24 protein-coding genes are annotated in these 25,060 nt (G+C 66.6%); 11 read left to right on the forward strand and 13 right to left on the reverse strand.

Annotation, left to right across the window (positions count from 1 at the left end):
• Positions 1–5 precede the first annotated feature (5 nt).
• The 3 genes from M4578_RS06245 to M4578_RS06255 all read left to right on the forward strand — a co-directional run bounded on the left by M4578_RS06245 (position 6) and on the right by M4578_RS06255 (position 2,879).
• Positions 6–242 (forward strand): thioredoxin family protein, encoded by a 237-nt coding sequence (locus tag M4578_RS06245; RefSeq protein ID WP_258092600.1) that lies wholly within the window; start codon positions 6–8, stop codon positions 240–242.
• Positions 243–265: 23 nt separating this feature from the next.
• On the forward strand, positions 266–1,177 hold the full coding sequence (locus M4578_RS06250; RefSeq protein ID WP_258092601.1) for an MBL fold metallo-hydrolase: 912 nt from the start codon (positions 266–268) through the stop codon (positions 1,175–1,177).
• A gap of 124 nt (positions 1,178–1,301) precedes the next feature.
• Positions 1,302–2,879, forward strand: a complete 1,578-nt coding sequence (locus M4578_RS06255; RefSeq protein ID WP_258092602.1) for a pyruvate kinase — start codon at positions 1,302–1,304, stop codon at positions 2,877–2,879.
• 18 nt (positions 2,880–2,897) lie between these two features.
• Here the strand turns inward: M4578_RS06255 and M4578_RS06260 are convergent, their stop codons facing one another.
• From M4578_RS06260 to M4578_RS06275, 4 genes are read right to left on the reverse strand one after another with little or no spacing between them, the layout of a single operon-like run.
• Complete coding sequence (locus M4578_RS06260) at positions 2,898–4,337, reverse strand: AtzE family amidohydrolase (protein ID WP_258092603.1); 1,440 nt, start codon at positions 4,335–4,337, stop codon at positions 2,898–2,900.
• Positions 4,330–4,533: a DUF4089 domain-containing protein gene (locus tag M4578_RS06265; protein ID WP_258092604.1), complete on the reverse strand. Its 204-nt coding sequence runs from the start codon at positions 4,531–4,533 to the stop codon at positions 4,330–4,332. The genes M4578_RS06260 and M4578_RS06265 overlap by 8 nt, the downstream gene beginning before the upstream one ends.
• Positions 4,534–4,538: 5 nt before the next feature.
• The gene (locus M4578_RS06270; protein ID WP_258092605.1) at positions 4,539–6,119 is read right to left on the reverse strand and encodes a hypothetical protein; all 1,581 of its coding nucleotides are present in this window, start codon (positions 6,117–6,119) and stop codon (positions 4,539–4,541) included.
• A 52-nt stretch (positions 6,120–6,171) separates the two neighbouring features.
• Positions 6,172–6,858 carry a cysteine hydrolase family protein gene (locus M4578_RS06275; protein ID WP_258092606.1) on the reverse strand — a complete coding sequence of 229 codons (687 nt, stop codon included), beginning with the start codon at positions 6,856–6,858 and terminating at the stop codon, positions 6,172–6,174.
• Positions 6,859–6,920: 62 nt separating this feature from the next.
• Here M4578_RS06275 and M4578_RS06280 point away from each other — a divergent pair, with 62 nt between their 5' ends.
• Both M4578_RS06280 and M4578_RS06285 read left to right on the forward strand, forming a co-directional pair.
• On the forward strand, positions 6,921–7,298 hold the full coding sequence (locus tag M4578_RS06280) for an AtzH-like domain-containing protein (RefSeq protein ID WP_258092607.1): 378 nt from the start codon (positions 6,921–6,923) through the stop codon (positions 7,296–7,298).
• 277 nt (positions 7,299–7,575) lie between these two features.
• Entirely contained in the window at positions 7,576–8,472 is an 897-nt protein-coding gene (locus M4578_RS06285) for a LysR family transcriptional regulator (protein WP_258092608.1), read from the forward strand.
• A 4-nt stretch (positions 8,473–8,476) separates the two neighbouring features.
• Here the strand turns inward: M4578_RS06285 and M4578_RS06290 are convergent, their stop codons facing one another.
• The 3 genes from M4578_RS06290 to M4578_RS25735 all read right to left on the reverse strand — a co-directional run bounded on the left by M4578_RS06290 (position 8,477) and on the right by M4578_RS25735 (position 10,895).
• A complete protein-coding gene (locus tag M4578_RS06290) occupies positions 8,477–8,890 on the reverse strand; it encodes a DUF1987 domain-containing protein (RefSeq protein ID WP_258092609.1) in 414 nt (137 codons plus the stop codon).
• Positions 8,871–9,344: a hypothetical protein gene (locus M4578_RS06295; protein WP_258092610.1), complete on the reverse strand. Its 474-nt coding sequence runs from the start codon at positions 9,342–9,344 to the stop codon at positions 8,871–8,873. The genes M4578_RS06290 and M4578_RS06295 overlap by 20 nt, the downstream gene beginning before the upstream one ends.
• 183 nt (positions 9,345–9,527) lie before the next feature.
• The gene (locus M4578_RS25735) at positions 9,528–10,895 is read right to left on the reverse strand and encodes a SpoIIE family protein phosphatase (RefSeq protein WP_258092611.1); all 1,368 of its coding nucleotides are present in this window, start codon (positions 10,893–10,895) and stop codon (positions 9,528–9,530) included.
• Positions 10,896–11,093: 198 nt separating this feature from the next.
• Here M4578_RS25735 and M4578_RS06305 point away from each other — a divergent pair, with 198 nt between their 5' ends.
• The 6 genes from M4578_RS06305 (at position 11,094) to M4578_RS06330 (ending at position 21,027) form a co-directional block, all read left to right on the forward strand.
• A complete protein-coding gene (locus tag M4578_RS06305; RefSeq protein ID WP_258092612.1) occupies positions 11,094–15,128 on the forward strand; it encodes an SIR2 family NAD-dependent protein deacylase in 4,035 nt (1,344 codons plus the stop codon).
• Positions 15,129–15,159: 31 nt separating this feature from the next.
• Positions 15,160–17,244, forward strand: a complete 2,085-nt coding sequence (locus M4578_RS06310) for a S8 family serine peptidase (protein ID WP_258092613.1) — start codon at positions 15,160–15,162, stop codon at positions 17,242–17,244.
• A 16-nt stretch (positions 17,245–17,260) separates the two neighbouring features.
• Positions 17,261–18,478 carry a ComEC/Rec2 family competence protein gene (locus M4578_RS06315; RefSeq protein ID WP_258092614.1) on the forward strand — a complete coding sequence of 406 codons (1,218 nt, stop codon included), beginning with the start codon at positions 17,261–17,263 and terminating at the stop codon, positions 18,476–18,478.
• Positions 18,479–18,520: 42 nt separating this feature from the next.
• Complete coding sequence (locus M4578_RS06320; RefSeq protein ID WP_258092615.1) at positions 18,521–19,669, forward strand: patatin-like phospholipase family protein; 1,149 nt, start codon at positions 18,521–18,523, stop codon at positions 19,667–19,669.
• Between the two features lie 168 nt (positions 19,670–19,837).
• Positions 19,838–20,566 carry a phosphoribosyltransferase gene (locus M4578_RS06325; protein ID WP_258092616.1) on the forward strand — a complete coding sequence of 243 codons (729 nt, stop codon included), beginning with the start codon at positions 19,838–19,840 and terminating at the stop codon, positions 20,564–20,566.
• 89 nt (positions 20,567–20,655) lie between these two features.
• Positions 20,656–21,027: a cupin domain-containing protein gene (locus tag M4578_RS06330; protein ID WP_258092617.1), complete on the forward strand. Its 372-nt coding sequence runs from the start codon at positions 20,656–20,658 to the stop codon at positions 21,025–21,027.
• An 18-nt stretch (positions 21,028–21,045) separates the two neighbouring features.
• On the opposite strand, the gene M4578_RS06335 is transcribed toward M4578_RS06330, so the two are convergent.
• The 6 genes from M4578_RS06335 to nifB all read right to left on the reverse strand — a co-directional run bounded on the left by M4578_RS06335 (position 21,046) and on the right by nifB (position 24,941).
• On the reverse strand, positions 21,046–21,888 hold the full coding sequence (locus M4578_RS06335; RefSeq protein ID WP_258092618.1) for an SIR2 family NAD-dependent protein deacylase: 843 nt from the start codon (positions 21,886–21,888) through the stop codon (positions 21,046–21,048).
• A 3-nt stretch (positions 21,889–21,891) separates the two neighbouring features.
• Positions 21,892–22,107: a putative nitrogen fixation protein NifT gene (gene nifT / locus M4578_RS06340; RefSeq protein WP_258092619.1), complete on the reverse strand. Its 216-nt coding sequence runs from the start codon at positions 22,105–22,107 to the stop codon at positions 21,892–21,894.
• A complete protein-coding gene (locus M4578_RS06345) occupies positions 22,104–22,445 on the reverse strand; it encodes a nitrogen fixation protein NifZ (RefSeq protein ID WP_258092620.1) in 342 nt (113 codons plus the stop codon). Before M4578_RS06345 ends, nifT begins: the two co-directional genes overlap by 4 nt.
• Positions 22,445–23,185 carry a 4Fe4S-binding leucine-rich repeat protein gene (locus tag M4578_RS06350; protein WP_258092621.1) on the reverse strand — a complete coding sequence of 247 codons (741 nt, stop codon included), beginning with the start codon at positions 23,183–23,185 and terminating at the stop codon, positions 22,445–22,447. The genes M4578_RS06345 and M4578_RS06350 overlap by 1 nt, the downstream gene beginning before the upstream one ends.
• Positions 23,186–23,192: 7 nt before the next feature.
• Entirely contained in the window at positions 23,193–23,387 is a 195-nt protein-coding gene (locus tag M4578_RS06355; RefSeq protein WP_258092622.1) for a 4Fe-4S binding protein, read from the reverse strand.
• Positions 23,388–23,453: 66 nt separating this feature from the next.
• Positions 23,454–24,941 carry a nitrogenase cofactor biosynthesis protein NifB gene (gene nifB, locus M4578_RS06360; protein ID WP_258092623.1) on the reverse strand — a complete coding sequence of 496 codons (1,488 nt, stop codon included), beginning with the start codon at positions 24,939–24,941 and terminating at the stop codon, positions 23,454–23,456.
• Positions 24,942–25,060: the final 119 nt, after the last annotated feature.

The raw sequence follows: 25,060 nt of genomic DNA on the forward strand, positions 1-25,060 counted from the left end.
CCCGCATGAAAACCGTCAAGGTCTATGGCCCCGGCTGCAAACGCTGCGAGACCACCGAAACCATGGTCCGCGAGACCGCCGCGAAGCTCGGGCTCGAGGTCGCGGTGGAGAAGGTGACCGATCCGAAATCCATCGCCATGGCCGGCGTGATGTCGACCCCGGGGATTTCCGTCGATGGCAAGCTCGTGCACGCGGGCGGGCTGCCGGACGCGGCCAAGCTCGAAGCCTGGCTGTCGGCCTGAGCCGGATCGAAGGGAGGAGCCTTATGAAACCCGCTATCCTGGCGGCCCTCGCGGCCGCCCTGCCCCTGCCCGCGCTGGCGGGGGTGCTGGAGATCCAGCCCGTTGCCGAGAACGTCTGGGCGCTGGTCGGCCCCATGGGGCAGCGCGATCCCGAGAACCTCGGCAACAACGCCACCTTCGGCGTCGTCGTGACCCCCGAAGGCGTGGTTCTGATGGATCCGGGCGGATCGTGGAAAGGCGCCGAGATGATCGACGCCGCCATCGACACGCTGACCGACCTGCCGGTGGTCTATGTCATCGACACCGGCGGGCAGGATCACCGCTGGCTCGGCAACGGCTACTGGCAGGCCCAGGGCGCGACGGTGATCGCCTCCGAGGCGGCCCAGGCCGATCATCACGACCGCGGCTCGATGCAGATGAGCGCGCTGGCGCAACTGATCGGCGACGGGCTCGACGGGACCGCCCCCGCCGATGCGGACGAGACCTTTGACAGCGACAAGACGCTCGAGCTGGGCGGCCTGCGCTTCGAGATCCATCACCGCAGCCCGGCCCACACCCCCGGCGACAGCTTTGTCTGGCTCGGCGCGCAGCGGGTGATGTTCACCGGCGACATCGTCTATGTGGACCGCATCCTCGGCGTCGGCCCGCAATCGAACGTGAAAAGCTGGATCGCGGCCTTCGAGGCGATGGCGGCCTTTGACCCGGTGCATGTGGTGCCCGGCCACGGCCCGGCCACCACGCTCGACCGGGCCAGGGCGGACAGCTACGACTACCTCGTGACGCTGCGCCGCGAGATCGGCGCACTGATCGAGGACGGCGGCGACATTCTGGCGGCGCCGACCATCGACCAGTCGGCCTTTGCCTATCTCGAACAGTTCGACGCGCTGGCCGGGCGCAACGCCCAGGCGACCTTTGAAGAGATGGAATGGGAGTAAGGCCCGGGGCGCCGCCGCCGAACCCGGGGCGCGCTGGCGGCAAAATGTAGCATCCCGGCATTATCAAGCTGTCATCAAACGCGGATATGCTGGCGGTCCGCCAAACAACGGGGCTGCGAGACCTATGCTGAAGATCGTCGAGGATGGTATCGAGACACGCGCGCTGGCTGCCGAGCTTTGCGCCCGGCTGCGCGAGGTGCGGCAATCGGTCTGCGCCGAGGCCGACACCATCGCCAAAGGATGGGACAGCGCCTTGCAGCGCGGCGATTTCCGCGCGCGGGCAGAAAACCTCGCGCTGTATCTGGCGATGCGCAAGCGTGATCTGACCGAAGAGCAGGCCGCGCTGTCGATGCTGGGGCTATCGACGCTGGGGCGCTCCGAAGGCCATGTGCTGGGCACGCTCGACTCGGTCATCGCGGCGCTTTGCGCCCTGTCCGGAGAGACGCCCGCCACCCACCGGCGCCTGCACCAAGAGACCGCACTGGCACGGCAGGTGGAAGAGGATCGCGACACGATCTTCGGCGCCGATCCCGCCGGGCCGGACACCCGCATCATGACCACCCTGCCCAGCGAGGCCGCCGATGACCCCGCCATCGTCGCCGCGCTGATCGAGGCCGGGGCGACCTGCGTGCGCATCAACTGCGCCCATGACGGCCCCGACGCCTGGCGCACGATGGCCGCCCATGCGCATAAGGCGGCGGCGCGATACGGCCGCGACCTGCGCGTGGCGATGGATCTGGCGGGCCCCAAGGTCCGCACCCTCGCGGTGCAAATGCCGGCAAGCTATCTCGAGCGAGAAAAGAAGAGCCGCCTGAAGAAGATGCGCCACGAGGGTCAGGACCCGATGCGCGCCGGGCCGAAGCTCTATACCGGCGACCGGTTCGCGCTGGTCCGCGCCCTTTCCAAAAGCGCCGAGACGCCACAGGCGACGCTCAGCCATCCCGAGCTGCTCGCCCATATGTCGGTGGGCGCCAAGCTCTGGTTCGACGACGGCAAGATGTCCGCCAAGGTGGTGGATTGCGGCCCGGAGGGCGCGCTTCTGGAGGTCGAGACCGCCCGCGACAAGGGCGCGCGGCTGGCCCCCGAGAAAGGTGTCAACCTGCCGGGCGTGGCGCTCGACATCCCGGCGCTGACCGGGGCCGATCTGCGCGCGCTCGACACCGTGGTCGAGATTGCCGATGTGGTGGGGTTCTCCTTCGTGCAGACCCCGGCGGATGTGCGCGCCTTGCAGCAGGCGCTGGCCGCGCGCCTGCCCGCCGGCAAGCCCGCCCCGGCGATCATCCTGAAGATCGAGACCGATCTCGCCGTCAGCAACCTGCCGCGTCTGATCGTGCAGGCCGGCGGCGCCGGACCGGTGGCGGTGATGATCGCGCGCGGCGATCTGGCGGTCGAGATCGGCCTGATCCGGCTGGCCGAGATCCAGGAAGAGATCCTGTGGATCTGCGAGGCCGCCGGGGTGCCGGTGGTCTGGGCCACCCAGGTGCTCGAGAATCTCGCCAAGGAGGGGCACCCGACCCGCGCCGAGGCGACCGATGCCGCCATGGCGCAGCGCGCGGAATGCGTGATGCTCAACAAGGGGCCGCATGCGCCGGAGGCGGTGGCCTTTCTCGCCAAGATCCTGCGCCGGATGGACCGGCATTATTCCAAGAAATCGCCCCGGCTCGGCCCGCTCCGGGCCTGGCACGGCCCGCAGGATCTGTAACCTGCAAGCGCCCCGCCGTCAGAGCGCGCGGCGCCCGCGTGGCGCTGAAAGCGCCATCTCGGGCGCATGCGCCGCCGCCACCCCCGCCCGCTCCAGCGCGCGGGCAAGGCGCAGCGCGCGCGCCTCGGCCCAGGGCGGGGTGACGATCTGCACGCCGATGGGCATCTCGCCCGGGCGAAACACCGGCACGGTCACCACCGGCAGGCCGATGCAGGAAAACGGCTGCGCCAGCAGGCCGAGATTGGGCCGCAGCGGCCGGTCCGCGCCGTTCAGATGCAGCACCGTCTGCCCCAGCCGCGGCGCCGGAACCGGTGTCGCCGGAACGATCAGCGCATCGGTCTCGGCAAAGGCCGCCATGGCCCGCGACAGCCACCAGGCCCGGACACGCTGCGCGCGGCTGACCCAGGCGGCAGGCAGCAGCGCGCCGGCCAGGAACCTATCGCGGGTCTCGGGATCGAAGTCCCCGGCTCGCTGACGCAGCCGGTCGAGATGGAAGGCGGCACTTTCGGAATTGGTGATGAGATAGGCCGCCGCGCGCCCCGCCTCGGCGCCCTCCAAGGCAACCTCGCACCGCTTCGCCCCCTGCGCGCAGAGCGCCTCTGCCACCGTCTCGGCGGCGGCGCGCGCCTGCGGCCCCGCCTGCGCGTCCAGCCAGCCGCCGGGCAGGGCCAGACGCAGCCCGACCGCCCCCTCCTCCAGCCCCGGCAGCGCGGGGTCGGGCGGCAGGCCCGCGCAGCCGTGATCCGCCGGATCCGGCCCCTGCATCGCGTCATAGGCCAGCGCCAGATCGGTGACCGAGCGCGCGAAGGGGCCGAGATGGTCGAGGCTGTCGACAAAGGAAAAGGTGCCCGCGCGGGTCAGCCGGCCATAGGTGGGCTTGAGGCTGAACACGCCGCAAAGCGAGGCGGGCACCCGCAGCGAGCCGTTGGTGTCGGAGCCCAGCGAGACCGGCGCCAGGCCCGCCGCCGTCGCCGCGCCGCTGCCCGAGGAGGAGCCGCCGGTCATCCGCCCCGGATCATGCGGGTTGCGGCAGGCGCCTTCATGCGCGTTTTCGCCGGTGAAATCATAAGCGTATTCGCCCATTCCCAGCGTGCCCACCAGCACCGCCCCGGCGGCCCGCAGCCGCCGCACCAGCGCCGCGTCGGCACCCGCGGGCGGGCGGTCGCGGTTGATCCGCGACCCCGCCAGCGTCGGCAGGCCCGCCACGTCGAAGAGGTTCTTCACCGCAAAGGGCACCCCGGCAAGCGGGCCGGGCGCCTGCCCCGCCGCGACCGCGCGGTCGATGGCCTCGGCCTCGGCCAGCGCGCGCTCGGCGGTGACATGGGTGAAGGCGTTGACCACCGGGTTGGCCTCGGCGATCCACGCCAGCGTGGCCTCGGCCACGCCCCGGGCGCTCCGTCTGCCCGCGGCGACCTCTGCGGCGATCTCATGCGCCATGGCCCAGGGCCGCTCAGACATCGCCCCCCTCCCCGCGCGGCGCCGGACGAAAGACCGGCGCCAGCACCAGCTCGGCATCGTCCAGCGGAACGGTGTCGAGGATCGCCGCCATCTCGGCGGCGATCCCCAGGAACCGGGCGGTGCCGGGGCGATGCTCTGCCGCAACAGGCAGATCCATCAACTCCGACACCGCGTCGATATAGGCGTCGAACCCCACCCCGCTTACTCCGCCGGCTGCGGCTCGGCGCCGGGCGCGGCGCTGTCCTCGGGCATCTCGACCACCGCGAATTTCGGGCAGAGCATCAGGAACCCCGCGACCAGCGCATAGGCCAACGCGACGCTTGGGGTCACGCCGAACCCGACCTCGGGCCCGTGCATGAAGCCGAAGAAGGTCAGCACCGCGCCGGCGCCTGCAAACGCCGCGGCCCAATGGAACTTGCGCTCGATGATGAAGACCCCGATGGCGGCCAGTACCAGCCCGGTCAGGATCGCGCCGCTGCCCAGCACGCCAAGCCCCTCGTAAAGCACGCCGCTCTGCGCCATGCCGCCGATGAGCTCCGGCGTGACCGGCACCCCGGCGGCCCCCAGCGCGCCGTCGATCAGCGTCTTGGCCCAGGCGGCCAGATGCGGCACCAGTCCCAGGATGACGGCGGGCGCGTGTTTCATCGGCGTGCTCTGGAACGCCTGCGCGCCGATCAGCATGCCGATATAGAGCAGGATCGGCGAGATCGCGACCACCGGCACCAGGTTGAGAAACACCGCCAGCACGCCGAACCACGCCAGCACCAGCACGAAGAGCCCGGTGGCGGCGGAATAGCCGATCCGCCCGCCCATGGCTTTCCAGCCCGGGTGGCCGATATAGACCGCATTGGCGAAGGGCGAGCCCAGCAGCGTCCCGATGAGCGAAATCGCCCCCTCGGCCGAGATTGCCTCGGTGGTGGAATAGACATCCCCCGCCGCCTCGGCGCTTTCCACATTGTCCATCGCCTCGACCAGATCGTAGACGCCGAAGGGGATGGCGGTGACCAGGATGAAACCAAGGAACTCGAAGCCCGAAAAGACATGGTCGATGGCCGGCAGCGGGATGGAAAAGCCGAAATGCGCCAGGCTTTCGCCCAGGGCGGTCGCGCTCATGCCGCCAATCTCCGGCATCCCCAGCGCCGCCGCGCCCCAGGCGATGATCATACCCGTGACGATGGCGACCAGACCGGCGGGAATCCCGCGCGGATATTTCAGCCCGCCGAACCAGCTTACCAGAATGATCGCCAGACAGGTGAGCCCGATGATCGAGGTCATGAAGATCTCGGTCGCGGGTCGCATGGCGATGAAGGCGATCGAGACGCCGGCCAGCGTGCCCAGCAGCGCCGCGCGCGGGGTTATCTTGCGGATATAGGGCGCGACAAACGATCCGCCGATCAGGATGAAGCCTTGCAGGAAGACCCAGGCGAGGCCCGCCTCCCAGGCTTTCACCGGGTCGCCGGTCTGGCCGAGGATCGGCAGCATGATCACGAAGACGACGATGAACATATGCGGAACCGAGGGGCCCGAGGGCAGCGCGCAGACATCCGCCCTGCCCTCCTTCCGGGCCAGCTTCAGCCCCATCCAGGCGTAATACATATTGCCGAGGAACAGCATCAGCCCCACGGCGGGCAGGATCCGTCCGAAGGTCAGCGCATCGGGCAGACCCACCACGTATTTCAGCAATCCGGTCATCACCAGAAGGTTGACCAGCACATTGGTGCCCAGACCGAAGAGGGCGTTCCAGTCGCCCGGGGTCCAGAGCTTCACTGTCGTCTTGTCCATGTTCTCTCTCTCCTGTCGCATCGGTCCGCGCGGTTCCCGCGCGCGGGTCGTCTCAAGCCGCGTGCTGCGCGGCGGAAAGGGCCGTGGCGAAGCTCTCGGCATCGCTGACCCAGCCGAAAATCCCGCCCTGCGCCTTGATCATCTCAAGGCCCACGCGGTGAAACTCGGGGAAATAGGAGGCGCAGGCATCGCCAAGCGCCACGCAGCGGTAGCCCCGGTCGTTGCCCTCGCGGATCGTCGTGTGGACGCAGACCTCGGTGGTCACCCCGCAGACGATCAGCGTGTCGATGTCATGCACCATCAGGATCTGCGCCAGATCGGTCTGGTGGAAGGCGCCCTTGCCCGGCTTGTCGAGCACCACCTCGCCCGGCGCGGGAGAGAGGCTGGGCACGATGTCGTGGCCGGGCTCGCCCCGGATCAGGATGCGCCCCATCGGGCCCGGATCGCCGATGCGCTTCGAGGGCGCACCGCGCGTCACCTTGGCGGGCGGCGCATCGGACAGATCCGGGCGGTGGCCTTCGCGGGTATGGATCACCAGCAGCCCCGCCCGGCGCGCGGCCTCCAGCGCCCGCCGGCAGGGCTCGACCGCCGCCTGCAACAGCGACACATCGTTGCCCAGCGTCTCGCCAAACCCGCCGGGTTCGAGGAAATCGCGCTGCATATCAATGATCACCAGCGCCGTCCGCAACGGGTTCAGGGCAAGATCGAAAGGCTCGGCGGCAAGTTGCACTTCGCTCATTTTCTGGCATTCCTTTCTCTCGGGGCTGCTGAGAGGCTCTGGCACGCGGGGAGACAAACGGCATGGAGACATTCGACAGGGCGGCCGTGGAGGCCGAGATCCGTGCCGAGTTCGACGCCTACGAGGCGGCGCTGGCCGCCAATGACGTGGCGCGCCTGACCGGGTTCTTCTGGGAGGATCCGCGCGCGGTGCGGCTGGCGCCGGGTGGCGGGCTTTACGGCCACGCGCAGATCGCGGCCTTTCGGCGGGGGCGCGACGTGAGCGACATCGCCCGGGAGCTGAGCGAGGTTCGCATTCACGCCTTTTCGCCCGATTTCGGCACCGCAACCTGCGAATACCGCCGCCTCGGCTCGGGCCGCCGGGGCGGCCAGAGCCAGGTCTGGATGCGCCGCCCCGAAGGCTGGCGCATCGTCTCGGCCCATGTGAGCCTCGATCCCTGAGCACGGGGCATCGGGCGCCCGCCCCCCTGTCACGCGAGCGCGCGGATGGATCATCCGCAGCGGCCGCGGGGCCGCCGCATCGGCGTGCCGCAAGGCGGGCTGCGTGAAAGGCAGATCGTCGGTCATGAGCATCCGTCACATCGGTGGATAAAAACCTTGCAGGCTGGCGGCACCCTCTGGCGTGCCCTGCCCTTGCGGAAGCCTGCCGCTGTGCAGCGCCGCTTTCTACTGCTATGTTTTCACCGTACCGATGCAAAAATTGCAGCAGTGGGTCTTCATGCGCCATCTGACGACGCTCACCATGATCCGCGATGTCGCCCGGGCGGGCTCGATCCGCCGCGCCGCCGAGGACATGAACATCACCGGATCGGCGCTGAACCGCCGGATCCAGAATTTCGAGGAGGAGTTCGGCGCGCCGATCTTCGAGCGGCTGCCGCGCGGTGTGCGGCTGAACCCCGCCGGAGAGCTGTTGATGCAGCATATCCAGGCGCAAATCGGCGATCTGGATCGGGTCCGCAGCCAGATCGCCGATCTGAGCGGCGCGCGCCGGGGGCATGTGTCGATTGCCTGTTCGCAGGCGCTCAACCCGATCTTCCTGCCGCGCGAGGTGGCGCGCTATCGCAAGGCGCATCCCGGCGTGACCTTTTCGATCCGCATCCGCGACCGCGCTCAGGCAGAACGCGAGCTGAGCAGCTTCGCCACCGATCTCGCCATCGTCTTCGAGCCGGTCTATCTGGTTGATTTCGAAGTAATCCAAGCGTCTCAGCAACCGGTTTGCGCGGTACTTTCCACCGATCATCCGCTGGCCGGTCAAGAGGTGCTGCGGCTACGTGACTGTCTGGTCTCTCCGCATGTGATCCCGACGCGGGAATACGGGGTGCGCCATCTGCTCGAGATGGCGACGCGCGGGCGCTCGCTCTCGCTCGATCCGGTGATCGAGGCCGATAGTTTCGAGCTGATGCGCCAATATGTGCTGTATGAACGGGTGGTGGGCTTTCAGATCCCGATCGGGCTGCTACCCGCCTCCGACCCGCGGCTCGTGGTGCGCCGGATCCATCCCGCCGACATCGACCCGGGTCTGCTGCTGATCGGCCAGATGCGCGGGCGGACGCTGCCTGTGGCCACCGCCAAATTCGCTCAGCAGATCGCCCGGGCGATGGAAAATGCCGCCTGACGACTCAGCGGCTCCCGGGGCGTGGGCTCGGGTCCGTCCGGCAGAAGGAGATGGAACTGGGGCAGGTCTGCTCGATCAGCGTTGCGGCGTTGCGGTTCGCCGCACCCGGCATTTCGCACCAGACAACCGCCAGCGTCACCCCGTCGGGCAGCCCCGCGGCGATCTTGGCGAGCATGTCCCGGATCGCCGCCGCAGAGGCGGTCTTGACCGCTATCAGCTCAAACCGCAGCACATATTCGATCCCGTCGCGGGACCCTTCCTCGACAGCCTCGATCAGCATGCCGCCGACATTGCCGTAAAACACGACAGCCTCTTCCATGCGCGACCGGCCTTTGAGCAGGAAGCTGCGCTTCTGAGGATCGAAACGGAACGAGGGGGAATATTCATCCCCCGCGACGCTAAATGCTTCTTGCGTCACGGCGATTGCCCCCGGTATCGGTCGATACATAAACCCGCACGGTCAGTTCCATCAGATCCGCCGTTTCGCTGGGAGCGGTTTCGACAAAAATCAGACGCTCGAGATCGGTGGACAGCGCGCTTCGGATCACCTGAAACAGCCCGACCCCGCCGCGCCCGGTGCCCATATTCCTCCGGAACGTGGCGATTTCTTCCTCGAGCAGCGCCGCATCCGACAGGGTTTTGTGACGTTCGACAAAATCGCGCACATACTCCGCCTGGTCACGGTCGCTGATCGAGGCCACCTCGACAAACATGCCGATCTCATCGTGATCGACGCTGACCCGCGCCTCTTTCCGGCCCGGCGGGCTGTGGTGAGTGGCGTTATGCGTCAATTCGTCCAGCACCGCATAGACGTGATCGTGAAACCGATCGTCGCGGATATCGAAGGTCGCCCGGATCTCGTCTTCGGCCATAAGCGGCGTATTCTGAATGAGAGTCCCGCTATATCCATACATATTGTGGCGCAACATGGGTTTCTTAAACATATCTGCTCTGCCCCTCTGAACTCTGTGGTTCTTGGGGGCAGAATACTATATATTGATGCGATAGACCATATCGCGTCTGCCCAATTCCTGATTTTCGGAAAAGTCCCGAAATCACTTTTGCTGTCCTTTCCAGGGGCGGTTCAGCGGCGAAAAAACAAAGACAAGTTCGTCGTCATCCCGTTCGTTAAGCGGCGCGCCGATGTCGGGCTGGGCCGGCGCGCGGCACTGGTCCAGCTTTTCCACAAGCGCCTTTGCAAGCGCCTCCACCAAATCAACTGTATTCTTCGGCCTTTCCCCCAGATTTGCAACCGTTTCTGCAATCAGGGTCCGGAAATCCGCCCGCCGCTCGCCATAACCCGCATCCTCGAACACGTTTCCGGCACCGTCGCTGAAAGCCACGACGACAGTCGTGGCCTGAAGAGGAAGGTTTTTTTCGCTGAAGCGCTGACCCGGATCCTGACCGAAGGATTCCGACAGCGGAGTGCTGCCATCCCCGGGGTACATATTCCCGATCTTGCGAATATCCGCTTTATCCCGGAAGCCGCGTTCGAACAGATAGATGTCGAACTTGCCCTCGGAAACATAAAGCCGCCGCGCGCTGAGATCGGTCACCATCACCATGCCATCAACACCCCGCGATCCGGTGGTGTTGTGGTCGATGATTTCCCGGTTGAGATGCTCGGCGACCAGACGCGCAGGGCTTTCTTGCCCCGCTGCGCTGCCGAAAAGCTCCTTGGGCTTCAGGCAGAGCGATTTCAGCGTCGCACCGACGCTCGATGCCATCAGCCCGCCGACAATCCCCTGCGCATCGGCATCGCCCGCCATCGTCAGGCGCAGCCTGCGCTTGACGCGCTGGGTCTTGTTGACCGACCAGTCGAAGACGAAATCGCCGCCCACCGGCGCACGCTCGGGCATGATCTTGTAGCTGAGGCCGGGGGTTTGGCCATTCTCCTGTTCGACCAGCACATCGCGCAGCTTCCTGTTCAGCGCCTCCCCCGTGCTTTCCACCATCTCCTGATTTCGTTTCTCGAAGGTTACCGTCTCGATCAAAACGAGATAGCGGCGCTCCCCGCGCCCTCTCTGCCGCCGCGCCCGCAGATAGATCTGAAAGTGCCGCTTGGCCGTTTTCTGCGGATCTTCGACCCCGTCCCGAAACGGATAGGTGAAATCCAGACGCGCCGGCGCCTGGCTCGGCTTCGCGAACCAGGGATAAAAGCAATCCGCCGACGCGATGTCGCCGTCGGACTCTCCCGAAACGGCCTTGTCGCCATAGTGATCGAGGAGGGCCCGCAACATTTCCGAAACGTCCCGCCCCGACCGAGGATCGTCGGAAGGAAGCCCGTCATAAAATAATGACTTGAAACGGTTATTTTGAAAATTCACACGACCGTTCGAATCGAATTCCGCAACTGCAAGTGGGATTTCATCGTCCTGACGCAAACGAATTGAAACCTGTTCAATCTGATTATCGAAAGTCACTCCCCAAAACCCATTTTTTAAGATACCCTTAATGCGCTATCTTTCTGTACCTTCATTTGTCAATGGACAACTCTTTCTTTGTCTGAGCTTATTTCGATCACCGATCATATTCGCGAAGCGCTTTGGCCCCGCAGTGTCGGCGCTGCTCTTGGCGGTGCCCCGCTGAGCCGGGGGGCGGCCGTCTTGGTCGGCGCCGGCATGAGCCTGAACGCCCTGCCGCGCGGCGGCACCGAAAGCCCGCCGACCTGGTCAGAGCTGAGCAGCAAGCTGGTCGGCCAGCTTTGCAGCAACGATCCCATGCGGCAGGAACAGATGCTGCGCGAGACCGGCGCGGTCAGCGGGTTCCTGCGGCTGGCCGAGAAGTTCGAGGCGCGTTACGGCCGCTCGGCACTGAACGATTTCCTGACCGATGCGGTGGGCGACCGACGGCAGGTGCCGGGGCCGATGCATGACGTGCTCGTGCGGCTGCCCTGGACCGACATCTTCACCACCAATTGGGATACGCTGATCGAGCGCGCCGCCGACCGCCAGTCGCGCCGGCGCTACGAACGGGTCTTCAGCCCCGACGATCTGCCGATCACCTCGCGTCCGCGGATCATCAAGCTGCACGGCACCATGCCGAACAACAAACCCTATGTGTTCACCGAAGAGGATTTCCGCACCTATCCGCAGCGCTTCGGCCCGTTCGTGAACACGGTGCAACAGGCCATGATGGAGACCGTCTTTGTCCTGATCGGCTTCAGCGGCGACGATCCGAACTTTCTGAAATGGTCGGGCTGGGTGCGCGACAGGCTGCAAAGCGCCTCGCCCAAGATCTTCATGGTCAACGATTTCAGCCGCACCGAGGACAATCTCGACATCATGCGCGCGCTCAATATCGTGCCGGTCGATCTGTCGCGCATGCCCGAAAGCTGGAAGGACCCGGTGCGGGACATCTATCAGGAGGGGCTGCCGCTTCAGCTTGGCGCCTGGCTGCACCGGCTGGCACAGCCGAAGCGGGCGCTGCCGCGAAACTGGCCCGGAAACATCCAAACCCAGGCCGAGCATCGCCCCCCCGAACCCGCCGTCCCCCCGGTGGACGGCCTCCGGGCGTTTGCGGCCAGCCTGCGGACGCTGCGGCAGGAATACCCGAAATGGATCATCGCCCCCGCCGACAGCCGCGACGAGCTGCGCGAAGACCGCGGCCTGGCGCTCGACTCTTTGCAGGAGGCGGACCGGCGCCTTGGCCGTGGCGACGCGGACGATTTCTCGTGGCACCTGGACGCGGGATGGCTGGCGAAGGCGCTGGACGCACTTTACAGCGAGCGTAAACCGGCCCCAGAGGCCATCGCCGAGCTGGACGATTCATTCCGGCACGATCCGAACGCGCTGCTCGCCGTGGCGCAGGCCTATTACGAAATCCTCTGGCGCCGCCGGATCGACCTGAGCCCCTGGCCCTTCATGGCGGTGGACATCCTGTCGCGGCTCGTTCTCGAAGACAGGACGGTCGAGGGCCCCGCCGACGCGCCCCGCTGGCCCGAAAGCAGCCTGCTGGTCCGGCAGTCCCAGGATCGCCGCGCCGCCACCGCCCTGACCCTCGACCTGGCGGATCTTCTGCTCGCCGCGATGCGGGAGACCGCCGGCGACAGCAAGCGGTTCCGGCGCCTCGCCGACGGGCTCGAACGGCACCACACCGCCGCCTGCGACTATACCCGCCTCAACCGCCTGCTCTACGAACGGGCGCTGTTTGCCATGGATCGCGGCGATCTGGCCGAGATCCGGCGCCTTCTCGACCGTTGGGATGCGCGCTCCACCGATCCGATCTGCGCCTTTCGCCGTGCCGACCTGCTCGGCTATGTCGACACCTCCGCGGATCGGGACGATTCCCGCAAGGACCGCTGGCGCTCGCTCGAGGAGGCCTTTCTCACCTGCCGGACGAACCTCTCCTACGAGGAGAAGAGCTTTGACCTGCTGAGCCGGGAAAGCTGGCTTCTGACCTATTTCGAGCGGCTCAAGGAGGGACAGGTCCCGTCCGCACAAAGCGGCGCCGATGCCCCGGACGAGACCGGTCCCCCCGACCGGCGCAAGAGCGGCGCGCCCGATTTCCTGGCCGAGAACTTCGAAGACCGGCTGGACGAACTGGCCGCTGTGCGCTGCGACCCCCGGCGCGAGCTGCGCCGCATCGGGCGCAATGTCTCGGACCCCGAAACCCTGCGCCAGGGGGCGGTGCTGCTCGACACGATCGGCTGGCAGGTCTTTTCCGCGCGGCTCCGGGACTGGGACGCGCAACCGAGCGGACCTGATCTCGACTACCCCGTCGCCTCCTTCGGCCTGCGCTACATCCGTGCCGCGCTGACCGCGGCGCAAAGGGCCTATGCCTCGGTCGCCAGCGCCAGGAAACCCAGCCGGATCCAGGAGATCGACCGCCATGTCTCGGACGCCATCGCGATGTTGCTGCGCTGCCGGCTGGGCCCGGCGGAACGCCGGGCCCAGGGGCTCGGCTGGTCCGAGGTGGCGCGCCAGCTTCCCTCGATCGGCGCCCGCCTCGCAAGGCTGAGCAAAAGCGAGCAGCAGGCGCTCAGGACATCGCGCACCCTGTCGCTTTGCTTCGATGCGCTCGCGGCCTCCGTCGGCCTGCTCGCGCAGACCAACCATCGGCTCTATAACGACGCACCCAAGCGCTATTACCACGCGGTCGCCATCCTCGGCGCGCTGACCGAGGACATCCCGCTTTATCCGGCCGAGCAGGAGCCGGGCGCGTTGCACATGCACTGGCCCGGCGCCTTCATCGACGAGGCGCTGGACTGCGTCTGCAACGCGATGAACGCCTATCTCGACCACGAACCGCGCCTGCGCCGCTGGTCGAAAGACATCGGCCCGGTGCTGGAGCGCCTCTGCGAGCTGGTGCAGCAGCAGATCATGGTGCAGCCCAGCGCCGACAAGGCCGCCCTGATCGAGCGCATGCTCACGGCCTTCTGGAAGGTAAAACACAGCCGAACGGCCCCCTTCGTCGATCCGCTGAGCCTTGTGCAGAAAGTCAGCCATGACGATCTCAGCGACAAGAAGGAAGCGGCGAACACCTGTGCCTGCCTGACATCTGTCCTGGCCAGACCGGACGACGCGCTGAACGCCGCCACCCGGCTGCGGCTGATCCGCCTGTTCGACGCGGCGCGCGATCTGGGGTTTCAGATCGCGACCGATGAAAGGGAGCGGATGGCCGGGATCATCGCCGCGACGCTCGAAAACGCCCCCGACGGGCTGGCGCCCTGGGAATGGATGCTGCTGCCCGAAGCGGCGGACGCCAGGGAGCGGTTCACCGAGAAGGTCTTTGAACAGTGGATCGCGACCGCGGATCCCGACACCGGGCTGATCGACGATGCCGACACAACGCGGGACCGGCTCGACAACATCGCCTGGGCAATGCGCCACGACCGCGTCAACTACCGCCCGCCGACGCCGGTACATATCACCCGCCTCGTCGCATGGCTCACCCGGCTTGCGGATGGCGGCGGTGCGCAGCTCTCGGCGCCGATGAAAGACGATATGTCCGAGATCTTTCTCGGCGGGCTCGCGCGCGAGGGCATGGTGGCCGAGATCGAGGACCATCAGCTTTGCATTCGCGCCCTCGTCGCCTTCCGCAAGGCGGGGATCCTGGTCGAGCCCGCCATCCCGGCCTTTGCCCGCCTGCTCAGCGCGACCGAGTCCGGGGTGTCGCCGCATTCGCTCGGCGCGTTGCTGCGCGCGGGGCTGGCGGCGCGCGACGGCCCCCGCTTCACCGCCGCCTTCGAGGCGACGCTGGAATGGCTGCGGGATTCCAACAATGACGCCCGGCGGAAGAGCAAGGGCACCGGCAAGAAGACGGACAAGGGCAAGAAGCGCGCGCCCGTCGCGGGACGCAGCACGCTGCCGCTGCCGCCCTCGCTGATGGGGGCTTTTTCGCAGGTGCTGGCCTCGAGCGAGGAAACGCGCATGGACACCGTTCTGGGGGCGCTTCGGGAATATGTCGAGCTCCACGACGACGTGCCCTCCGAATTCCTGATGGATCTGCTGACCAATCTTCAGGACCGCATCGACCTCAGCATCGCGGAATCGCTGGGCGAACATCTGGTGATGCCGCTGGAAGCGCTCCAGACCGCGCTGTCGCGGGTGCGGGCGGACCGGCACAGCGACGAGATCCTGAAAGAGATCACCAAGGCCGTCGAGCATCAGATCGGCGCGTTCATCGCAACCAGACGCGAGGCGGCGCAAGAATGAGCGCCGCAGCGCGACACGAGGGAGGAGAGACATGGCGATACGGTTCCGGGTGACGAAAGCCCTGATCGAGCGGCTGCTCTACGGCAGTTCGGGCGGCACCCGCTTTACCCAGGACACGCCCGTTCTCCTGGATGTCTGGCAGGGCTACGCAGAGGCGCCCGGCGCCCCGCAGGACGTTCTGATCACGCCGCATTTCCGGCACACCGCGCATGACACCGCGAACCACCTCTTCGATGCCATCGCGCTTTTTCGCGCGGGCCTGCCCGGCGGCGGCCCCGAACACGGCACCGATCTGGCTGACGTTCCCGGGATCGTGGTCGGGCGGCTCGATCTGCGGGAACTGGTCAATGTGCTGCTGCCCGATACCAACTGGTGGCGGCGCAACGGCATGCAGGCGCTGATCACGGAGATGACCGAAAAAGACCTCACCGCGCTGGCCGCCGAAAAGGCGGAGATCCTCATTCGTCACAGCCGGACGGGCGGCGACGGCGTCAGCCCTAGCCTCGCCCACAGCCTCAAGACCGGCACCGACGACGAACCAGAGATCCGCATCCCCGAAACCACCTGGCGGTTGCTGATCGCCATCGGGCTCATCTCTGCCTCTTCCGCCGATGCCAATGCCGCGCTCTGGACCGAGCTGAAGGACATCGACCCGGCCCGCGTGCGCCGCGGGCTCGAGCAGCTCCTGCGCATGACATTCCTGCGCCAGCGCCACGAGATGACCGAAAGCGACGACGACACCGACGCCGCGACCCCCTATGTGCTGCGCAGCCGCTATCACATGGTCAGCCGCAACCGCTGCGCCAATGCCAGCGTCGCCGACGGGGTGCCCACGATCAAGGCCGATGCCGCCCGGCGGCTTTTCCAGACCGATTGCAGCGATCTGACCTGGGCGGTGATCGACAGCGGCATCGACGCCAGCCATTACGCCTTTCGCCGTGGAACCTATGACGACAAGGAGATGGCGCCGGATTATTACGACGCCATCGCAGACCCCGAAGACACCCGCATCCGCCGGATCTATGATTTCACCTATTTCCGAGAATTGATCAGCCGCGACCAGCTTGCGCTGTTCGGCGATGCCGACGCGCGCGAGGCGTTCATCGCCCGGCACAATCTCGACACCCGGCTCGACGAATGCGTGATGCACCGCTCTCCGCCCGGGCGCCGGCGCGAGACACTGGCCCAGGCGCTGAACGCCAAGCGTAAAAAGCGCCAGCAGGAACGCCATGCCGAAATCCGCGGCGCGCTCGAAAGGATGTACGAAAACCACGCGGCCCGGCGCCCCTTCGACTGGACCCTGGTCGAAGCGCTCATCCGGCTCGATTTCACGCAAAGCCCCGTCTCGCAGCACGGCACCCATGTGGCGGGGATCCTGGGGGCCGGTCCGCTGACCGAGGACGGCACCGACAGCGGCGTCTGCCCCGATATCAAGATCTACGATTTCCGCGTGCTGGCCGACACGGTCGAGAACAGCGAATTCGCCATCATCGGCGCGCTGCGCTTTATTCGCCATCTCAACGACACCCATGATTTCGTCCGCGTGCACGGGGTCAATATGAGCCTGTCTCTGGAACATGACGTGCGCAATTTCGCCTGTGGCGGCACCCCGGTCTGCACCGAGGCCGACCGGCTTGTGGGCGACGGGATCGTGGTGGTCGCAGCGGCGGGAAATCTGGGCTACAACCACGTTTCGGGCCATGCCGGCGCCGTACCCACCTTCACCTTCAGCACCATCACCGACCCCGGCAACGCCGCCAGCGTGATCACCGTGGGCTCGACCCACCGGCGCGAACCTCACGCCTATGGGGTGAGCTATTTCTCCAGCCGCGGGCCGACCGGCGACGGCCGGCTGAAACCGGATCTCGTGGCGCCGGGCGAAAAGATCAAAAGCGCGGTGCTGCGCGGCGAGACCGGCGTTCTCGACGGCACCAGCATGGCCGCCCCGCATGTCAGCGGCGCGGCGGCGCTGCTGATGGCGCGGTTTCCCGAACTGATCGGTGAGGCCCCGAGGATCAAACGCATCCTTTGCGACAGCGCCACCGATCTGGGGCGCGAACGCTATTTCCAGGGCGCGGGGCTGCTCGATGTCCTGCGCGCCATGCAATCGGTCTGACCGAGGGAGATCCAGGATGCTGACACTCGAAATCCTCCGCGCCCGTCACGGCGATTGCCTGATCGTCCATTACGGCGAAACGGACGCCCCCCGCATGATCCTGATCGACGGCGGGCCGAGCAAGGTCTGGAACGTGCTGAAACCGCGGCTCGAAGAGTTGCGCGAGGAACTTCTGCTGGACGAAGACGAAAGCCTGAATCTGGAGCTGATGATGGTCAGCCATGTGGATGACGACCACATCAACGGCATTCTCGATCTCACCCGCGAGGCGGTGGCGCAGGAGAATGACGGCAAACCGCTTCTGGTCACCACCAAGGAGCTTTGGCACAACAGTTTCAACGACATCCTGAACGACGACGAGATCGGCGCCGGGGCGGCCTCGGTGCAGGCGATGCTCGCCGGGCTGGACGACGCAACCGCGCTGGCCCATGGCCTCGACGATGCCAGCCGCCACGACACGCTCAAGATCCTCGCCTCGATCAATCAGGGCCGGCAGTTGCGCGACGATGCCAAGGTGCTGCGCTGGCAGGTGAACAGCTCTGCCGAGGACGGCCTGATCATGGCGCATTTCGAGGGCAATGACCGCATCGCGCTCGACGGCGGGCTGACCTTCGACATCGTCGGTCCGATGCAGGCCGAATTGACGGAGCTGCAAGAGAAGCACGACAAATACCTGCGCGACAAGGAGCTGGGCGTGGATGTGTCGGAACTGGAAGCCGCCTATGCGGACAAGAGCGTTCCGAACCTCGCCAGCATCGTGGCCGTGCTGCGCTGCGACGGGTGCAGCATCCTGCTGACCGGAGACGCGCGCGGCGACAAGGTGCTGGAAGGGCTGGAACAGGCCGGGGAACTGCCCGCCGGCGGCACGGTGCGTTACGACGTGCTGAAGCTGATGCATCACGGCTCCGACCGCAACGTGACGCAGGGCTTCTTCGAACGGGTGATCGCGGACCACTACGTGTTCTGCGGCGACGGCCATCACGGCAACCCCGAGCGCGCGACGCTCGAGATGCTGTTCGCCGCACGGCCCGAGGGGGGCTTTGCCCTGCATTTCAGCGAGAACGTCGCCAAGATCGACGCCACGCGCAAGAAAGAGCGGCTGGAAAAGGAAAAACCCTGGGACGATGCCCGGGACGGGCTCGCCGCCCTGCTCGCGCGGCCCGACGCAACCGCCGCGCCGGTCGCGGTTTTCGAACCGGGCGGCGCCAACAGCCTGTCCCTCTCTCTTGCCTGATCGCTCCGCCCGCCCCTCCCAGACGACCGAAAGGACCATCACATGACCTGGAACGTCTCCCAAGAGCGTGCCTTCTTTCCCGAAGATAGCCTCGCAAGCTACAATCCCGATGCCCTGGGCCTTGCCATCTCGGGCGGCGGCTACCGCGCCACGCTGTTCCACGCCGGCGCGCTGATCCGCATGAACGAGCTGAAATTCCTACCCCGGATCGACCGCATCTCGAGCGTTTCCGGCGGGTCGATCACCGCCGGCATCCTGGCGATGGGCTGGAAACATTTCGATTTCGACGACGACGGCCGGGTGACGGCAGCCTCCTTCCAGAAGCACTTCATTGACCCGATCCTGGCGGCCACCGCGCGCACCATCGACGTCGGGGTGACCGTTGCCGGCTACATGCCCTTCGTCTCGGCAGGCAACGTGCTGGCGCGAAACTATGACAAGCACATCTTCAAGGGGATGATGCTGTCGGATCTGCCCGAACGTCCCGCCTTCGTCTTCAACGCCACCAACCTTCAGACCGGCGGCCTGTTCCGCTTTACCCGCAACTACGCGGCGGACTGGCGCGCGCTCACGTCCACGGTCAAGACGATCCGCGTCGCCGATGCGGTGGCGGCCTCCTCCGCCTTTCCGCCGGTGCTGGCGCCGGTGCGGCTGGACCTGTCCGGCGAGGAGGTCAGCACGCCCGATCGCGCCCGCTACAACGATCCGCGCCTGCACAAGAAACCGGTGCTGGTCGATGCCGGGGTCTATGACAATCTCGGGCTGGAAAGCGTCTGGAAACGCTGCGGCGCGATCATTTGCAGCTATGCCGGGCACAACGCAAAGCCGAACACCGGCAATTTCAACCTCGGCCACATGGTCACGGTGGTAAACACCTTCCTCGCCGGCTCCATCGACTGGCGCGAACGCACGCTGATCTCGCTGTTCACCAGCAAGCTGAGCGACGGGTTGCCGGAACGGCGGGGCGCCTACTGGTCGGCGGGGTCGACGCTTGAGAACTACCCCGTCCATGACGGCTGGAAACCCGATGCGCAGACCATCGAGGCCGCCAAGCTCACCTCGACCCGGCTCAAGGGCCTGTCGCGCGACGCGCAGAAACAGATCATCTACGCGGGCTACGGCTTCGCCGACGCCGGGCTGCGCAGCTATCTGCCCGATGGCGGGACACCGCCGGAGGGACCGCCGCTCTGAGCCAACGGACTGCCGCGGTTGTGCCGGAAAAACCGGCGCGTCCAGCGTCTTGCGGGCGATTGTACCCGCTGCGCGCGGCGGGTTTCTTGACCCGCGCCCGCGCGCGGGGCTCCCTGACCGGGACTGTCAGCAGACCGCCCCGCCAGAGGGGCGGACCAGGGGGCCCCGATGACCACGACGCTCAACTACACCGACCGCGGCAGCTATGGCGACCGCATCATTCCCGCCGCCGAGCTGCCCGTCCTGCCCCCGCCGCCCTACAAGGATGCCTTTCCGGTCAAGCTGCCCGATGGCGACTGGGCCGAACTGCCCTTTCTGCCGCTGCCGCCGGATTTCGAGACCGCCATCGCCTATCTCTGCATCACCGAGAACAGCTTCGATCTCGAAGACCGGCTGAGCAGCGCCATGGCGGATATGGTCCGCGCGCTCGATCCCGAGATCGTCATCGGCATGCCGACGCTGGGCATGACCCTGGCCGCCTCGGTCGCCAAGAAGCTGGGGCACCCCTATTACGTGCCGCTCTCCTATTCGCGGAAATTCTGGTTCGAGGACGAGCTGTCGGTGCCGGTGATCTCGATCACCAGCCCGACCAAGCCCAAGACCGTGTTCATCGACCCGCGCATGTTGTCGAGGCTCGACGGCAAGCGGGTGCTTCTGGTCGAGGACGTGATCTCGACCGGAGGCACGATCTCGGCCGAGCTGGCGCTGATGGAAAAGATCGGCGCCAATGTGGTGGGCGTGGTCACGGCGATCAAGGAAACCAATGTCTGGCAGGAGAAGCTGGGCGCGCTCAACCCCGACTGGCCGGGGCTGGTGCATGCCCCCATCGGCTGCCCGCTGTTCCGCAAGCAGGGCGACGGCTGGGTGCCCGACCTGTCGACCCTGCCCGACATGTAGCGACAATCCGGTTGCCTGCGCGGCGCCGGGCGGTCTTTGATGGGCGGCGGGCGGTCCGCAAGGCCGCCATCCCGCAATGGAGAGAACGCTTGAAACCCATTTTGCCCGAGCAACGCCGGGTCGCCAGCATCCACGACGACGCAGCCTTCGCCCCCTTCGACCCCGAAGGGTTGCGCGAAACCGGCACCTCCTTCCTCAAGCTCAACCCGGAGGGCGCGCGCGATGTGGGCTTCTACATCTACCGCATGGCGCCCGGCGCGCGCTCGGCACCGCATCGCCATGGCGGCGCCGAGGAATTCCTGATCCTCGAAGGCGAGCTGATCGACAATGACGGCACCGTCTACCGGACCGGCGATGTGGTCTGGCTCGCCCCGGGCACCGAGCACACCTCCCACACCGAGACCGGCTGCCTGATCGCGGTCTACGCCGAAGCCGGAGAAGAGCCGCCGGGCGGCGCCTGACAGGCCGCCCGGGGCCGGTCAGCCTTCGGGCACCGTCAGGGCCTCGGCCACCGCCGAGGCCGGCAGGTCGAGCCAGGTTGCGCCCAGATCCTCGATGAACCGGCGCTCCATGCGGCTGAGCGGCCCCGGCATCACCACGACATGCCCCCCGGCCGAACGCTTGGCGATCTGGCGCGCGAAGATGCGCAGCATCTGGTCGTCGAAGCGGCAGCCGAGAAAGAGAAAGGGCCGTCCGGTGCGGCGGCGGCGCACCTCCTCGGGAATCGGGCGCTGGATGTCGATCTCGGTCAGCACCTCGACATAATCGCTGTCGGACATGAGATAGGAGGAACCGGGGTTCGCCACCCCGTGCGGCTTGTAGACCAGCGTCTTCCACTCGGGGCTGGCCTCCGCCACCTCGGCGCCGGTGCTGGCATAGGCGCGGGTGAAGATGTCGATCCATTCGCCGTTGCGGCTGACGCCCTGCACCAGCCCCCAGTCGGTTTCCGCCTTCTTGGCGGCATCGAAGGCCTGAAGGATCCCGTCGTCGTACCAGATGTCCACCACCATCGGCGGGCGCACGCGGGCGAGCCAGTCATGCACCGGGTTGGGCTGCGCGGGCCCGGCGGCGAAAGCCTCGCGCACCAGCGTGTCGAGCGTGGCGCGGAACTTGCGGCTTTCGACATATTGCGCGACGGACCACAGGTTGCCGCTGGCCCGGCGCGGGGCGCGCACCTGCGCCTCGATCATCGCGCAGAGCGCCTGCGGCGAGGTCGGTGCCCCGCCCCCCGACAGCGCCGAAACATCGGGGCCCAGATAGGCGATGCGCTTGCCCGCGGCGACCTCGTTCATCGCGGTTTCAAGCTGGTCGAGAGCATTCATGGATCAGTCCTCCTCTGCCGACAGGCGGCGGGCATCGACGGTGACGGGCAGGTTGGGGGCTTCGGCGAACGCTGGCATGGCAAAGACCCAGCCGTTCGAAAGCTTCGCCCAGCCGCCCCAGAGCCCCGGTTTCTCGGTCTCGACGATCATCTCCTCGAGATCCTTCTTCGGCACATAGGCCTCCATCCCCTTGGGGGTTTCGCGGATCATGACCTTCATTCGGCGGGCTCCTCAAACTTGCGGGTGACGATGTGGGATTGCAGCGCGCCGGGGTCGTCCCGGCGGCGCGCCTGCGTCTCCGCCGGGGTCAGCTCGCGCTCGCGCATGCCGACGATGCTGGCGCGGTCGACGAAATCGACAGCGTAGATGTAGAACTGCTGAAGAAAGACGCCGATGTCGCGCACATAGCCCACATCGCCCTTTTTCACCACGGTCTCGCCAATCTCCTTGCCGGCCATGGTGCCGTCGTTCTTAACGTTTTTCTTCGAAATCACCTTGTCGCCGGGCATGAAGGCCGGGTCGCGGTAGACCTCGATTTCGCGGTCGTCGGTGGACATCAGGCGCCCTCCTTGAGCTGGGCAAGCCGCGCGCAGGCGGTCTCGCGGATGATCTCTTCGGCATCGCCGGTGAGCTGCGCCGCATCCTCGGCGCCGCCGTTCTCTGCCACCGCGTGGCGCACGCGCAGATCCTCGTCGCCGACGAACAGGCCGGGACGGCGCAGCGCCGCCTCGCGCCGCACCAGCGGGTCGGGATCGGCGCGGAAGCGGTCGAGCCAGCCCTCTCCGATGCGGCGGGCGACGATGCGGCGGATCTCGGGATCTCCGTCGCCGATCATCACCGGCAGCATGCCCGGCTCGGCCCGCCGCGCGACGATGGAGCGGACATAGCCGTCCGCGTCGCTGGCCATGGGCAGAAGCTGCGCCCGCGACAGGCGGTGGGCCACGGCGATGCGGACCCGGCGGTCGGCATCCTTGATCTTGCGTTCCGCATGGGTCGGCGGCAGGCGCAGGATGGCCATGGCGCGCACGCCCGCGTCGGCATCGCTCAGCAGCCTCGGCAGCCGGAACACCGAGGCGACGCGGGCGGCGTTCATCCGGGTCTCGAAATAGGGATGGCCCAGACATTGGTCGGCGAGATCGGGGTTGAGCAGAAAGAACCGCTCGATCCGCTTGGCATAGCGGTCGTGCACACAGGCCCAGCCCTGCCCGCACTGGCCCAGATCGAGCCGCGCGCGGAACCGGCAGGCGCCGCAATCGAGCGCCGCGCCCTGCCAGTCGACCGGTGCCGGGCCGTCCATCACCGGCTCAGGCCGGAACGCAGGTGTCGGGCACCGGGCAGACCTCGGCGCATTGCGGGCTGTCGAAACTGCCCTTGCATTCGGTGCAGAGATCCGGGTCGATGATATAGGTCTCGCCGGTAAAGCTGATCGCGGCATTGGGGCATTCGAACTCGCAGGCGCCGCAGACGGTGCAGGTCGACTGGATGATTTGCAGGGCCATGGCTGTCTCCTTGGAAAACGGGGCATGGTGTAGGGTGGGCAATATTGCCCACCCTACGAGGCGTCGTCAGGCGGTTTCCCTGGCTTGCGCGGGCAGCCCGCGCCTGGCTCGGTACACCGCCGAGACCGCCGTCTCGATGTAGTCATAGGCATGGTCCTGGATCGCCTCGATCCCGGCCGCCGCGAGATCCTCGCGCGGGCAGTCGCCGATCTTGGCGCAGAGGATCGTGTCGATCCCCTCCAGCGTCTTGATCACCAGCTCCAGCTTGTCCTCTTCGCCATAGCCGCCGACGCAGTAATTGTCGCAGCGCCGGTGGGTGACGAAGCGCACGCCCTCGGCATCCACCTCGAAGATCTGGAACTCGGTGGCATGGCCGAAATGCTGGTTGATGCGCCCGCCGCCCTTGGTGGCCACGGCAATGAGCATGGCGCCCGCATCCTCCGCCACGGCGGTTTCCGTCTCGGCCTTCGCCACGGCGGCGGCGGCGCGGCGATCCTCGCGCTCCTTGGCGACCCATTCGCGGTAGGTCTCGCGCTTTTCGGGATCGTAGGTCACCTCGTCGGGCACCAGATCCATGGTGAATTCCTGACCGCGATCCTCGCCCAGAAGGCCCACCGCATCGGCGCGGCACTGGCGGCAGTGCTTCATCAGGTTCGCCCCGCCCGCGCAGGCGTCCTGAAGCGTCTTCAGCTCGGCGGCGGTCGGGCCGCGCTGGCCTTCGAGACCGAAGACCGTGCCGTGTTCGGCAGCCGAGATCAGCGGCATGATGTTGTGCAGGAAGGCGCCGCGCCGCTTGACCTCCTTGTTGACCTCCAGAAGATGCTCGTCGTTGATGCCGGGGATCATCACCGAGTTCACCTTCACCAGAATCCCGCGCTCGTGCAGCATATCGAGCGACTGCATCTGACGCTCGTGCAGGATCTGGCTGGCCTCAAGGCCGATGCGGCGCTTGTGCTGGTAGAATATCCAGGGATAGATCTTGGTCCCCACCTCGGGGTCGATCATGTTGATGGTCAGCGTCACATGGTCGATGTTCATGTCCATGAGATCATCGACATGCTCGGGCAGCGCCAGACCGTTGGTCGAGAGGCAGAGCTTGATGTCGGGCAGCTGCTCCTGCACCAGCTTGAACGTCTCACGCGTCTTGCGCCAGTCATAGGCGCTGTCGCCCGGCCCCGCGATGCCCAGCACCGAAAGCTGCGGGATCTCGTTGGCCACCGCAATCACCTTGCGCGCGGCCTGCTCGGGCGTCAGACGCTCGGAGACGACGCCGGGGCGGCTTTCGTTGGCGCAGTCGTATTTGCGGTTACAATAGTTGCACTGGATGTTGCAGGCGGGTGCCACGGCCACATGCATGCGGGCGAAATAATGGTGCGCCTCTTCCGAGTAGCAGGGGTGATCCTTGACCTTTTCCCAGGTCGCCGGATCCATGTCTTCGGGCGCATCCGAGGATCCGCAGGCCGAGGACGAACAGCCGTCGGCTTCCATGGCTTTGGTCAGGGCGTCTTTCGATCCGACCGACAGGCCGTCGAGTGAGATGACATTGGCGGACATGGGGCATCCTCGCTGTTGGGATCGGTCTGTTAGGACTCAATTCAGCAAGGAACAGGCCAAGTCTGAGCCGTGGTTTTCCGGCGAAACCGGCCAAATTGTCGGGTAAGGGACAAAGGCTG

It is taken from the genome of Salipiger pentaromativorans (assembly GCF_024721115.1).
GTDB classification, from domain to species: domain Bacteria; phylum Pseudomonadota; class Alphaproteobacteria; order Rhodobacterales; family Rhodobacteraceae; genus Salipiger; species Salipiger pentaromativorans.